The organism is Chryseobacterium lathyri (assembly GCF_003290185.1).
Classification (GTDB): domain Bacteria; phylum Bacteroidota; class Bacteroidia; order Flavobacteriales; family Weeksellaceae; genus Chryseobacterium; species Chryseobacterium lathyri.
Window position 1 is genome coordinate 1 of record NZ_QNFY01000030.1, and the last position, 12,535, is coordinate 12,535.

The following is a 12,535-nucleotide window of genomic DNA, read 5'->3' on the forward strand; positions in this document are numbered from 1 at the left end:
GATTTTTATATATATAAAGCTATTATCTGTATTTGTTTATAAAAATTAAACAACTACATATCAATTAGTTAATTAAGTTATTATCGATAATAGCTTAATTAGTAAAAATTATTTAGGAAATGATTTGTACGTAATATATGTACTATGTTCTCAACCTTATTGCTATACATTTTTTTCTGTCTTTTGAAAATATGTTATACTGGACAGCTGCAATTTCAACATCAGTCGTACTTACTCTATTATTAAGTAATATGATTCCTTTTGATTTTAAAATAACCCCACTCAAGGATTATTTTTCAGAGTTATATTGTAATTTCAAGCTTTTCTATACTATTTTTGTCCTATACTTTGTGGATAAAAAAATGAATTAGAAAAAGCGGAAAGTACAATTACTGGTAAAATGCCTTTGAAATTAGAAGACAAGATGTATTGAATAAAAAATATAAAGAATTGTATGGAACAGAAAAACATATAAAAATACCGAGTTTTCAATTAATGATCTGACGGACCATCTAAGTTCTAATATTACTAATATTTCCATGCTCCTCAATACTGAACTGAAATTGAATTTTAAAAGCTTAATTAATAAATATCGCATTTCTCAGATTTAAGAGGATCTGAAGAAAGGTTTATATGAAACACATACCTTAAAATATATTTACAATAGAGCCGAATTTAAATATCAATCTACTTTTAACAGGAAATTTAAATAATTGGAAAGCATTACTCCCACGGAATACATTACTAATTTAAATGATAATACAGGAAGAGAAGAGCTTAGAAGTTTCTAAGTAATTAGTCATCCCTAAAAAAGTAATTAACTGTATGCTTTTCTGTTTAATAGGCTATAATATCGATGTTTTTTAAAGTAAAAAGAATAAATAATTTCAAAAAAATTGTATCATTCTTTCAAAAAAAAGTTTTGTTAAGCAAAGATATTATAAAAATGAAATTTGTCCGTATTTATCATTAGGAGTAAAGAAAAATAACGCAAAAGTATCGTTAGAGTAGATTGTGGAAGCTATCCTTTATGTTGTTCTACTTTTTAGCTTGAACAGGTAGTATCTCATTAACTGTGTAAGTTAAAAAATTATTCTGGAAAATTTTGAGCCCTTAGAGCTCAATAAATTTTTTGGAAATAACTTTTTATTTTTTTTAACCATTACATAGTTATGGTCGACAAAGAAGACTTACTAAACAACAAGGATTTCTACAATCCTTTAAGAATGGAGAAGATTTAACATCATTCTTCAAAGCGGCACACAAAAAGGCAGTGGACATATGCTGAATGCTGAGCTGGACGACCATCTGGACAATTCAAAACACGAAAAAACCACTAACGGAAATTATCGGAACGGACATGGAACCAAGAAGATAAAATCATCTTTTGGTGAATGAGAAATAAAGGTTCCCAGAGATAGAGAAGGCAGTTTTGAACTTACATTAGTTCCAAAAAGACACAACATCATTGATGGTTTGGAGAATATTATCATCTCATTTTATGCTAAAGGAATGAGTGTAAGTGATATTGAAGAACAAATCAAAGAGATGTATGATTTTGATATTTCCACTTCCACCATCTCACAAATTACCAATGCAGTTGCCAGCGAGTGGTTGCGTGGCAGAACCGACCTTTAGATGAAATATTTGATTGTGTGAATGGACGGAATTGTTTTCAAGGTTAGAGAGAATGAGTTCCAGATTTTAGTTCTTTTTTACAACTCTAAATTGCTAATTTTCTGGAAACTCTTTCCATAAAAAAGTTTAAACAGGTTCCTTTATAAAATCATAATATTAAGCTTCTTGTAAAGAAAATTTGTGTTAAAAAAAATAAAAAAGTTAAAAACCATATCACATATGGATGATACAGGAAGTTGTTCTTAAGTATATAGTGTAGGGCTCTAAACAATTTAATCAGTCCTACAAAATATAATAAAAAAGCTATGATACAAATAACAAGAAAAATATAATAATTCTGATCAGAAATATTTGATTTGAATAAATTTTCGATATACTTATCAATTTCCAATGTCTCTCCAAAAAACATGGATGAAAGAGTAACTATAAAATGAGGTACCGTAGTATAGGTGCTTGTATAGATAAAGTTGAATAGAAGTTTACTGAATATCGGGATATTTACCTTTTCTTTTTTAACCCATAAGATGATCAGGCTGAACAGTACTGAAGTGAAATTATTCATAAGAAATAAGATCAAAGCCTTCTCTACCACACTCAATCCTGAAATTTTTGAAAAAAAATTTTTACCCCCTTCTTGGTCCATTAAAATAACAGAAAAGATGACAGAAGTATAGAGCGATAGCTTAATCGGTGAAAGGTAGTCATGAAAACGTGTTGATTCCTCCTTCTTCATTTCGTAAGCAGGAATATCGTAACAATTCGTTGACTTGTGATATAGTTTAAAAATGGTTATAGGTATGTGAAGTATTTCAATAATAACCTGCAGACAAAGCTTTTCAAAGCTATCAAGTAATTTTTCTAACATATTTGTATTAATTATAAATCCGGAGATCTGGTTATTATGTTTATGGAATTTCTGCTGAAAAGCAAATTGTTAATTTCCCCAAATCCATCTTCCTTTAGTTATTAAGGAAGAGGAAAATGAGGATGACCAGTCAGAAATAAATGACTTGTCATAAAAAGGATAATTGTATGGTTAGTTTGAATAGATTATTGTTATCATTTGTGCTGTGTTTAGAATTTAATTTACAAGTAACATACATGATATATGTATGTTAACCTGAGATTCTGTGTTAAGCGAAGTTTAAAAATAATTGCCTATCATTTATTTTTTTAAGTTGATTGTCTGTTTTTTGGAAAGAAAGAATACGCAGTTAGTCCTCCCAAAATGTTCATCATAAAATTGTTTACGTTTCGATTTCTGGAGTATTTCATCTGGCAATGGTTTTTTAATTCATCATTTATGGTTTCAATGATTACTCTTTTTCTAAGCAATATTTTGTCTTCCATTTTCATGATATGATTTTTCATATTCTTGCGAAGTTTAGTAAATAACTGAATGCCATCGGCAAAAAGTACCTCACACAAGGCTTTTGAAAGGTATCCTTTATCTGCAAATAGTTTCCCAAAAAGCTGCTGAGCCATATTTTTAATGTGCTTCAGATTCCTGTTATCTACATTTCATTTCGTTAGATAGAAGGATAAAAGTTCACCTTTCTCGTTACAAACCATATGCAGCTTAAATCCATAAAACCAGCCCATCGAAAACTTTCCCCGTTCTGCCAAACTTGTGAAAACTTTATGGTTGTGTATTCTTTGGTTTCTGCAAACTTTCAGAATTGGTATTCCTGTTGGTGGGTTATCTTTATTTCCATCAACATGGAGTATGCCTTGAGAATTTGGTGTGTTTATACCCACTTGCCCATAAGTTGTAAAGGAAAAGCTAATTGCTAAAATTGATGCCAGTTTTCTTATTTTTTCATCTCTTTAACTTTTTTGCAAAGTAATGCGAAAACTTTCAGGTTCAAAGTAAATAGATATACGTATTACATACACGTTATAATATAAAGAATTTGCACCACTTTAAAAAAGAAGTACGTATTATGCACGTATTAAACAACATACACATATTCAATGCTTTTGGAATTGCTAACTTTGTTAGGACATGATTCTTATACTCTTTAACTTTAAGGGTATGAAAAAGATCAGAAAAAATTACAATTTAGAGTTTAAGATGCAAGCCGTATCTTTAAGTGAGCAGAGAGGTAATGTGTCTTCGATAGCTCAAAAATTGGAAATTTGCAAAGAAAGTCTAGTTACTTGGAGAAAACTTCACAAAGAAGGTAAGCTTACCTATGAAAAACAAATTTCTTCAGATCCGATAAGAGAAAAACTACTAAGACTTCGCAAGGGGCTTGAAGAAACAAAGCTAGAACGTGACATCTTAAGAAAGGCGGTAGGCATCTTCTCCAAGAAAGACGGCTAAGATATAAATTTATCAAGGATCACACGAATGTGTTTCCTGTCGGGAAGATGTGTGATGTTTTACAAGTAAGTAGGAGCAGTTTCTATCATTGGAAGAAAAGTAAACCTGCTAAACGAGCAGAGAGAAGAGTGATGTTATCTTCTGAAATTTTCAAGATTTATCATTGGAGTCCTGGAAGATATGGGAGTCCCGAATCGCCAGAGAGCTTGAAGCAAAAGGACTAAAAGCTTCACGTCGTTTTGTAGCAAAGCTGATGAAGGAAGGTCATTTGAGGAGTGTTGTAAAAAAGAAATTTAAGAAAACTGCCAATTCTTCTCACAGATATCCTATTGTAGAAAATCATTTGAATCAGGACTTTCAGGTTAAAAACAACAAAGAAGTTTGGGTTTCTGATATTACTTACATCCGCACAGGTAAGGGTTGGCTATATCTTACGACAGTCATTGATTTGTTTGGCAGAAGGTACGATGAAGGTCCAGGACACCAGTATTGCTGCCTTGAAAATGGCACAGCTTCACCATCCTTTGCAGGGTCGTGATAGTTTAATGTTCCATTCTGGCTATAGTTTAATAATAAACATTTCTTATAATAATGATTATTGGAATCGAAATTCCCATTAGCCCCCCTTCATAGCTCAGACAAAAAAGAGGTAGGTATTGGATATACGTATTTTAACATAAATAAGTAATATACAGCACAATAAAATTATACATTTATAAATATTCTTCAAATATAAAATACTAAAAATATAGCTGCATCCATAAGAACACAGCTGGAATGTAACTTGACTTTCTTAAAAGATTAGCAACATATTTATGTATAAAATGAAGTTTTTCTTTTAATTTTTTTATGACAATGGAAAAGATATTGCAGCTCCCCTGTGTAATACACAATAAAGAAAATCAAACTCACACAGTAATTATTATTTCAACAAAAATTATACAATGAGTAATATGCGTGACAGAGAGAACAAATACTTGGTTAGATAGTATATCAGGTCTTTACTAAATAGATTTGATACTATGATAACAAGTTAAAATATTTGGTAAAAGCCGATCTGATTCTGTTGACGTTAAACTACATACGTAATAGATACGTACAATATATTTTTTATACCTCATTGATTACAGGCACCTGATAACTATATAAATACAGTTCAAAAGAAAACTCCTTATAAAACTATGAACTTAGACATTGAATTATAATAATTACAATCAATTACATTTTTTTTAAATTAAGTTCAACATTTCGTGGAATGTTTAGTTGTTCTTAACCTACTAACCGGAATTCGGATTAATAAAAGTTTAAGCATTCAACCATAATTTACTTTTTCAAGTTTAGTATCATTTTTTAGAAAGCAGTAATTAAGCTTCCCAAAATATATATCATAAATTATTCTCACTTCAATGTCTGGAGTGTTCCATATGACAATACTTTTAAGCTCATTATTAAAGGTTTCAATATGAGCAATTTTCATAATGTTTAAAATATGGAACCTTACAAAAAGAGAGAGAGTATCCGTAATGGATGAGTATCATCGGATAAATCATTTTTATAACATCAATATATTGTCCCGACTTAATACATAAAAAGGAAATTATTTGTAAAAAGATAATTTAATTAGTTATAAAATAATCAAAAATATTCGTATTTCACCCTATGATAAATACACACTATACGCTTATCACTACCATTAAAATAACCATAATTAAATATTTCATTTAAAAAATCAATATAAAATGAAATAATAGTGCTTTATTAGTATTTAAAACTAAACCAAAACTATCAAATCATGAATCCTGAAAATTTTAGCACCCTTGAGCTGCTTCACACTCAGTTCAGGTACCCTTTCCCAACATTAAAGAAATCACATGCCGAACAATTACAGGAAATTACCGAAAAATCAATGGATCGACGGAGAATATTTGTGGCTTTATCAGCAGAATCATGATCTTCGCAAAAAGTATAAAAAAACTAAAACGGCCCATATAATCCGGGACTAAGCCCATATAAAGATTTATACAGATGATTACTATTATATGATAGAAACTGCTACTGCTTACTTTTAATATCCCACACATCTTCCGACAAGAAACACATTAGCGTATTGATAAATTTATATCTTACTTGAATATTGTATTGCTTTACCCGAGGTACAAATATTTCAAAAAATAAATTTTAAAATCAAAAAATCATAGCTACCTTTTACTACAGTAGAATACTATAAAAATTGTGATATAAAGCAACGCAATATTAATTTTAAAGATTTTTCATAAACATATAAAAGTTCTCATCAGCGGATATGCCTAACTTTTTTCTAAGCCTATATTTTCTCATTTCGACTGTCTTATATTGGACAAATGTATATTTGGCAATATCTTTGGATGAAAAATTGAGCCTGGTCATCGCACATAAATGAAGTTCGCTGTTAACCAATTTAGGGTTAATCTCTAATAATTTATTACAAAAATCAGGATAGACCTCTTGAAATCTATATAGAAATAATGGATCATTCTGTTTTGCCAGGCTTGCTATTTCACCAAATACTGTATCCATTCTTTGCTTTAATTCAACAGTTTCTTCTTCTTTTTGATTAATAATATCTTCTTTCTGTTGTAATAATGTTTCTTTTTGAAGATTATTTTTTTTGAATTTCCAGCAACCTAAAAAAAAGGAAAAAACAAACAAGAGAAGAATGGAAGTAATAATAATATATAGCTTATTTTTATTTTCATTATTTTCTTTCTCTTTTTTATTTATAAATTTGTCTACAGAGACCTCTATTAACTTTCTTTCAACGATATCCAGGCTATCTTTTAAAGATGAATATTTTTCAAGATATTCATTCGATTTTTCTCTGTTATTTAATAACTTATGAGTATCTGAAATTAATTTATAAAGTGATTTTCTACCGTCCTGTTTTTTTAGTTTTTCCATTATAGTGAGCGATTTTTCATAACTTTCTAAAGCTCTTCTGTAATCTTTTTTGGCTGAGAGTAATATTCCCTGATTTAATAATAGGATTGATTTATTATACAATGAAGGTGTCACTCCTGAATTAAATAATTTATTTGCTTCTTTTAAATAAAATTCAGCCGAATCAATACTATTTCTAAAAGAAAAACATCCGGATATACGAGCTGCTGTTATAGGTCCCTTCCCGTTTTCGTATGCTTTCTTTAAATAAAAGAATAAAGAATCTTGCATTTTTGTCCCTTCAAAATTATCTGCTTTACTAGCATAAGAATAACCCAAAAGCCGTCTTCTTTTATTATTGTCCTTAATTCTTTTTGCTAGCCTTATTGATTGATCATAATTCTCATTGGATTTATCTATAAGTCTTAATATATTATAGTTTCTTCCGTACTCTGTATATATAAGAGATTTTAAAAAATCATCATCAATTTCTATTGATTCTGCAAGTTGAAGGCAATAAATGCTTTTCTCATTTTCTCCCAGCGTACAATACAAATTTCCAAGATTGATATATGCCCATACTTCACCTTTAGTATACTTCATCTTTTTAGACTCCATTAGTAATTGTTTATTAAGATTAATGGCCTCTTTATGTCTACCACTAATTCTCAACTCATAATGTTTCCATTCTAATAAACTATCTATTTCGGCAGAGGAATATCTCTGTGCATTATGAAATACAGAGCATAGTATAAATAAGCATATCAAAGCTGCTTTCATAATATGGGTTTGATTAAATTGGTTTTGTTGTAAATTTCCAGATTGCCTCACCACAATTTTGCTTCAAATAGCAAATAAAGTTGTCGGCTAGCCTATATTGGATATGCAAATAAATTTTCAACAGGAGCTAAGCTGCATTTTTGCAAATTCTGTTTTTAATTGTTAAATTCCTCAATCGTTTCACAATTCAAGATACTATGCCTTTTCTCTTGTCGTCCCAAATCTCATTTCTAGCCCCATGATTTTTTGCTCTGAGTCTATTTCCATAAATAATTCTGTTTAATGATTTGAAAAATTTTTTGGCTGCAGCTCTATATTGGCAGTTATCTTTTCTTCTTCTTATCCTCGAGGAATTTTTAGATTAAAACAAATTTTTAATAAATATTATCCTTAACCGATTTTTTTACTTTTCATGAAACTACAAATAATTTAAAACTCCTTTTAAAGGAAATCTCTGAGAAGAAAAAAATAGTTAAGGTATTGATAGTTGTTGTAGCGAGAAGTTTCTACTTTCTATCAACGAATTAGGTGCTGTAATCTGAGCATTTGTTGTAGGCTTATCCCCTGCACCCCAATTCATTGTTAAATAAACACGATCTCCCGCATTCAAATGCACAATACAATTGACATTAATCGGTGTGTTTGCAGTTTGAGCAATAATATCCATAAAATTCCCTCTGTTACCTCCAATAATATTGGCAATAGCCGTCCCGTTTTTTGTAATATTTAGGTTAATACCCGTCCATTGAAAAGCACCTGATGGTGCACCACCACTTCCAAAATAGGAATATCCTTCTATTTTATACACTCCCGATTCCAAAATTTGCCAGTAATCTCCTGCATCATTCCATGTTACAGATCCTCCCTGATTGACAATGACATCTCCTACCGAAAATGGAATAATTTGTGGGATACTGTTATTAAAAGCGGTAAATGCAGCTCCTGTATAAGTTACCGTATCAGTAGCTCCCAACGCGGCAATAGTTGCAGTTGTTTTATCGATGAATGTAGCCAGTTCCCATGTCGTTCCAGAGACTGTTCCCTTACTGATAATCATAGCATATCCAGCAGGATTCAGTTTAAAACTGGTAACTCCTGAACCTGTCTGGTTATCAATCAGTTCTGCTCCGCTGGCTGCAACGGTCAGCTGTGCACTACCGGTATTTTTAATATAATATACTCTTCCCAAAATATTTCCCTGTGCAGGTGCTGCCACTGTTGCAGCTGGTAGAGTAAATGTACCTGCTGTGCTTCCATTAAATGCCATATAAAAATCGCCAATCCCCAAAGTAGCCGATGTAGAGGATATTTTATATTGACCGGCAATAGATCCGTTTACTGTTAATGTACTTCCCGGCAGTACTGTATTTATTCCAACTTGAGCGTGAAAAAAACAAGCCAAAAGCAAAAAGAGGCTTAATTGTAAAAGATTAGTTTTCATATTATTTTTTATTTAAAGTTATTAATAAAAGTGTTTACTTTAAAATATTAATAGTTATTATCTTCTAAATTTAAAAATTTAATAACAATTGAAGTTGATAATTAAATTTTATATTGATAAATTTTCTTCCATTTCGATACAGAATTTCTACTGAGCCTGAATTCATTAGCCAATTGTGTATTATTAAGATTATTTTTTTTTTGATAACGAAGCAGCATAAGTATGGATTCTTCATCATAAGATTTCGCATGTTGAGTAATCTCAGATCTTTTTTCTTTCTGTCTTTTTGATATTAAATCATTGAATCTGATAATATCAATGCTTTTCTCCAGTTTCGGAATTGTAATTTCCTTATCTAGTCCTTTAAATTTTAGAAGGTCCTGATAGATTTTTTGATAATTGGGTGTTTTCATAAAATAGTGTTTAATGTTTTCTCAGCCATTTGTAAATTGTAGTTCTCGGGATATTATATTCTTTCATAATTTGAGGTACAGTCTTTTGATTAGTTGTAACCAGACCAACCAGAAATTCTTTTATCTCTCTGGTATAAATATTCTTCCTGAAAATAATCTTATCTCCTGCCTGTTTTATATTTTTATTGTTTTTGGTATTGGAGATCCCATCATACAGTAAAAGATGGTTCACATACACTCTAAAAAAATCATATTCTATCAGTTTACTCCATTTTAGAAGAAAATCTGTATCCATACTTTTTTTCTCATACATTTTAATAATTTCCTCCTCTCCGGTTTTGAAAAAATTACACATTCTCTCCATAGAGACTTTTTTCTGTACTACCTGTTCTCTGATACAATTTCCAATATGTATGTTTTTAAAATCTATATCCATGTTATTGAAGATGTGTTTTTTTTATCATTTTTTCATCTATCTGTAAAGAGTTCTCGCACTGCCTCCTAGATCTATCTCTGTTGGTATCAATTAGATCCAAAATGAGTTTCCTTAATTCCATATCAGCCGCCTTCATAGTTACTGCTTCTTATTAAAAAGCTATATTTTTTAAGGTTTCCAAAAAGACCATACTGTCCCATTGAATACTGCCAACTGATGTTTGATATTATCATATGCAATCATTCCCGCTGAGGGGCTGATTATATTTAAATGCGGACTGTCTACCTTGGGAAGAATCATTGCCTTGTTAGTATCTGTCAATACCAAAATACCTGAGACAGCATCTATGGCGGCATTGGCTCCTATTGCCGTTTTTGCAGAAGCTGTTTCAGTAAGTGGATCTTGTAATGTAGTATCCACAGTTCCTGTCGCATCTATACTTAGGTCAAACCAGCCTCCGTTTTTTCGGTATTTTACTTTTTTATCGGTGGTATCATAGATGATGGTTCCATCCACAGCTCCGGTAACGGAAGCTGCAGAAGTTACCCATGGCAGTAGCAATCCTTTATTGCCTGTTCCAAATTCTAAAGAAACAGAAGTATTGGTAACGGAAGTTCTGCCTACCGCCACCTGTGAAAAAGCACATGCAAAAATAACAGCAAATATTGATATAAATATTTTTTTCATTATTGATTGATTTAAAGTTTTAATAATAAATTGCAGGCAAAGGTTGAATTATAATCTGCTAAGGACAAGTTTGTGTATTGAAACACTGCCAGCTAAATGTAAGTCCATTATCGGTTGTGGTATAGATTTTTAAACAGTCAGCTTCTTCATCATACACCATCATCCCTTCCACAGGAGCAGCAATAGTATTTACCTGGGCTGTTGTCGGAATTCTGTTCACGACAAATCCTTTGGTTTTGGCTTCCAGTGCTGTCCAAGCTCCTTTACGGACCATCGGCCAGTTGCCGTTCTCGGCTCCTGCTCTTCCTAATGCTGTGATACCAGACTTGGTGTCCAGTACTGTTCCGGCTGTTACTGCAGGCTTGTAACAATATGCAAGTACCATTAAACACTGGGGAACCATACCCGAAGTATCCAGAATTGGGGATGAAGCAGGAACGGTAATATTTGAAGCGCTGTTGGTAAAGGCAGGCTGACCTGTACATACTGGATTAACCTGTCCGGGTACATTGGTAATGTCTACTTTTATGGTTGCACTTTGTCCCGGCGCTAATTGTAAATTAGCAATAGTAACCGTTCCGGAACCTGCAGCAGCAGTAATCGTACCTCCCGATCCTCCTGTAATACTGGCGTTAGGAATAGCCGCAACTATTATACTGCTTGGCAGATTATCTGTAAAAGAAATGGTCTGCAAGAGTGCATCCGGTGAAGTATTGGTTACCGTCCAGGTATAGGCAGCGGTACCGCCATCACTAATGACAGATGGAGATATTGTTTTTGTAAGTTTTGGAGGTACGGCTATATCCACAGAGATAAAATAGGAGCCGCTTATCAGGATATCGTTACCTGTGCCCTGCTGTTGAAGGGTTACACTGATAGGAGTCGCTGAAGGAGCTAAAACTCCTGTCGCATCAAAAATATCCGCATCATAATCATAGGATTCAGAGGCACCAAATAAGTGCCCTGCACTAATAGGATTACGTCTTACATAATTGCCTATGGGAACGGCTACTCCATCAGCAAGCACATTATTATTGCTGCCCCAGGCAATCGAACTGTTTAAGGCATCATTGGCAGCGCCTGTCATAGGATCTTTAAGTGCAGTTAATGCAGTAGCAGTCTTCCCAAAATTTAAGAAATCTGAAGCCCCTCTATCTCCATAAGTTCCTGTAACCCCCACAACAGCTTTTACAGTACCAACGGGCGGAACTTTTATGCCCGGAATTATTGTACTGATGGTTGTACTAGTGAAATATTGCCAATTATCAGCTACTGTAACGTTTCTGAATTTTGAATTTGGATTTTTATAGACCACAATGATAGACCAGCCTCCCATATCATATGGAGCAGGAAGAGGATCAGCCAGAAAATAACGCCCTGCAGCTCCACCAGCTGCTGTACTTACATATCCGGCAGCAGGCATCATCGCAGTGATATCCCAAATCATCTGGCCCGTGGGCCAGTCTGATGGGAGCGTAGTCCTATTAGCAATACTGGTTGCCGAAGTTAATGTCGTGTAAGCTGCTGCACCCGGAACTTTTAGCTTTACGGAAGTAAAAGCAGGAGGATCATTAGTAAAGTCATCTTTTTCTATAGATAAATAAGCTTTATCAATAATAGATCCTGCAGGCAGAATCAGATCTGCCGAAGTAGACCGGGTAGTCCCAAAACCTCCGTCTACATCCGGTGTTATCCTTGGTGAGCCTGTATTGCTGGTACTATAGTACCAGGAATTACCAATTATTGTAGCACCTCCCTTTATATCCTGGCTGTAACGTACAACGGTCTGGGACCAGAATAATACTGAACTAAAGAGAAGCAATACCGAAAAGTGGTTTATTAAATAATTGTTTTTTTTCATCATTCGTGTTTTAATTAATTGTTTATAAAAAATTAAT

8 protein-coding genes and 2 pseudogenes are annotated in these 12,535 nt (G+C 32.6%); 3 read left to right on the plus strand and 7 right to left on the minus strand.

Annotated elements, in window-relative coordinates:
* Positions 1-1,172: 1,172 nt before the first annotated feature.
* A pseudogene (locus DRF61_RS23150) lies at positions 1,173-1,689 on the plus strand (transposase); the annotation flags it as partial.
* Between the two features lie 1,082 nt (positions 1,690-2,771).
* Here DRF61_RS23150 and DRF61_RS22985 read toward each other — a convergent pair.
* A pseudogene (locus DRF61_RS22985) lies at positions 2,772-3,315 on the minus strand (IS982 family transposase); the annotation flags it as partial.
* A 358-nt stretch (positions 3,316-3,673) separates the two neighbouring features.
* Between DRF61_RS22985 and DRF61_RS22225 the strand changes: the two are divergent.
* Positions 3,674-3,964, plus strand: coding sequence for a transposase (locus tag DRF61_RS22225; RefSeq protein ID WP_157963423.1), 291 nt, complete (start codon positions 3,674-3,676; stop codon positions 3,962-3,964).
* Between the two features lie 163 nt (positions 3,965-4,127).
* Positions 4,128-4,502, plus strand: a complete 375-nt coding sequence (locus DRF61_RS22230; protein ID WP_111961046.1) for a hypothetical protein — start codon at positions 4,128-4,130, stop codon at positions 4,500-4,502.
* Positions 4,503-6,223: 1,721 nt separating this feature from the next.
* Here DRF61_RS22230 and DRF61_RS22235 read toward each other — a convergent pair.
* The 6 genes from DRF61_RS22235 to DRF61_RS22260 all read right to left on the minus strand — a co-directional run.
* Positions 6,224-7,660 (minus strand): tetratricopeptide repeat protein, encoded by a 1,437-nt coding sequence (locus DRF61_RS22235; RefSeq protein ID WP_111961047.1) that lies wholly within the window; start codon positions 7,658-7,660, stop codon positions 6,224-6,226.
* 472 nt (positions 7,661-8,132) lie between these two features.
* Positions 8,133-9,101, minus strand: a complete 969-nt coding sequence (locus DRF61_RS22240) for a hypothetical protein (protein ID WP_111961048.1) — start codon at positions 9,099-9,101, stop codon at positions 8,133-8,135.
* Between the two features lie 101 nt (positions 9,102-9,202).
* Complete coding sequence (locus DRF61_RS22245; protein WP_111961049.1) at positions 9,203-9,514, minus strand: helix-turn-helix domain-containing protein; 312 nt, start codon at positions 9,512-9,514, stop codon at positions 9,203-9,205.
* 10 nt (positions 9,515-9,524) lie between these two features.
* Entirely contained in the window at positions 9,525-9,950 is a 426-nt protein-coding gene (locus DRF61_RS22250) for a helix-turn-helix domain-containing protein (protein ID WP_111961050.1), read from the minus strand.
* A gap of 168 nt (positions 9,951-10,118) precedes the next feature.
* Positions 10,119-10,637, minus strand: a complete 519-nt coding sequence (locus tag DRF61_RS22255; RefSeq protein ID WP_111961051.1) for a hypothetical protein — start codon at positions 10,635-10,637, stop codon at positions 10,119-10,121.
* 58 nt (positions 10,638-10,695) lie between these two features.
* On the minus strand, positions 10,696-12,535 hold a 1,840-nt coding region (locus tag DRF61_RS22260; protein ID WP_477100014.1), incomplete at its 5' end, for a DUF7933 domain-containing protein.

Bases quoted from the DNA above. Each gene is read 5' to 3' on its own strand.
- DRF61_RS22225 (WP_157963423.1), top strand. From the start codon at position 3,674: ATGAAAAAGATCAGAAAAAATTACAATTTAGAGTTTAAGATGCAAGCC.
- DRF61_RS22235 (WP_111961047.1), bottom strand. From the start codon at position 7,660: ATGAAAGCAGCTTTGATATGCTTATTTATACTATGCTCTGTATTTCAT.
- DRF61_RS22240 (WP_111961048.1), bottom strand. From the start codon at position 9,101: ATGAAAACTAATCTTTTACAATTAAGCCTCTTTTTGCTTTTGGCTTGT.
- DRF61_RS22245 (WP_111961049.1), bottom strand. From the start codon at position 9,514: ATGAAAACACCCAATTATCAAAAAATCTATCAGGACCTTCTAAAATTT.
- DRF61_RS22250 (WP_111961050.1), bottom strand. From the start codon at position 9,950: ATGGATATAGATTTTAAAAACATACATATTGGAAATTGTATCAGAGAA.
- DRF61_RS22255 (WP_111961051.1), bottom strand. From the start codon at position 10,637: ATGAAAAAAATATTTATATCAATATTTGCTGTTATTTTTGCATGTGCT.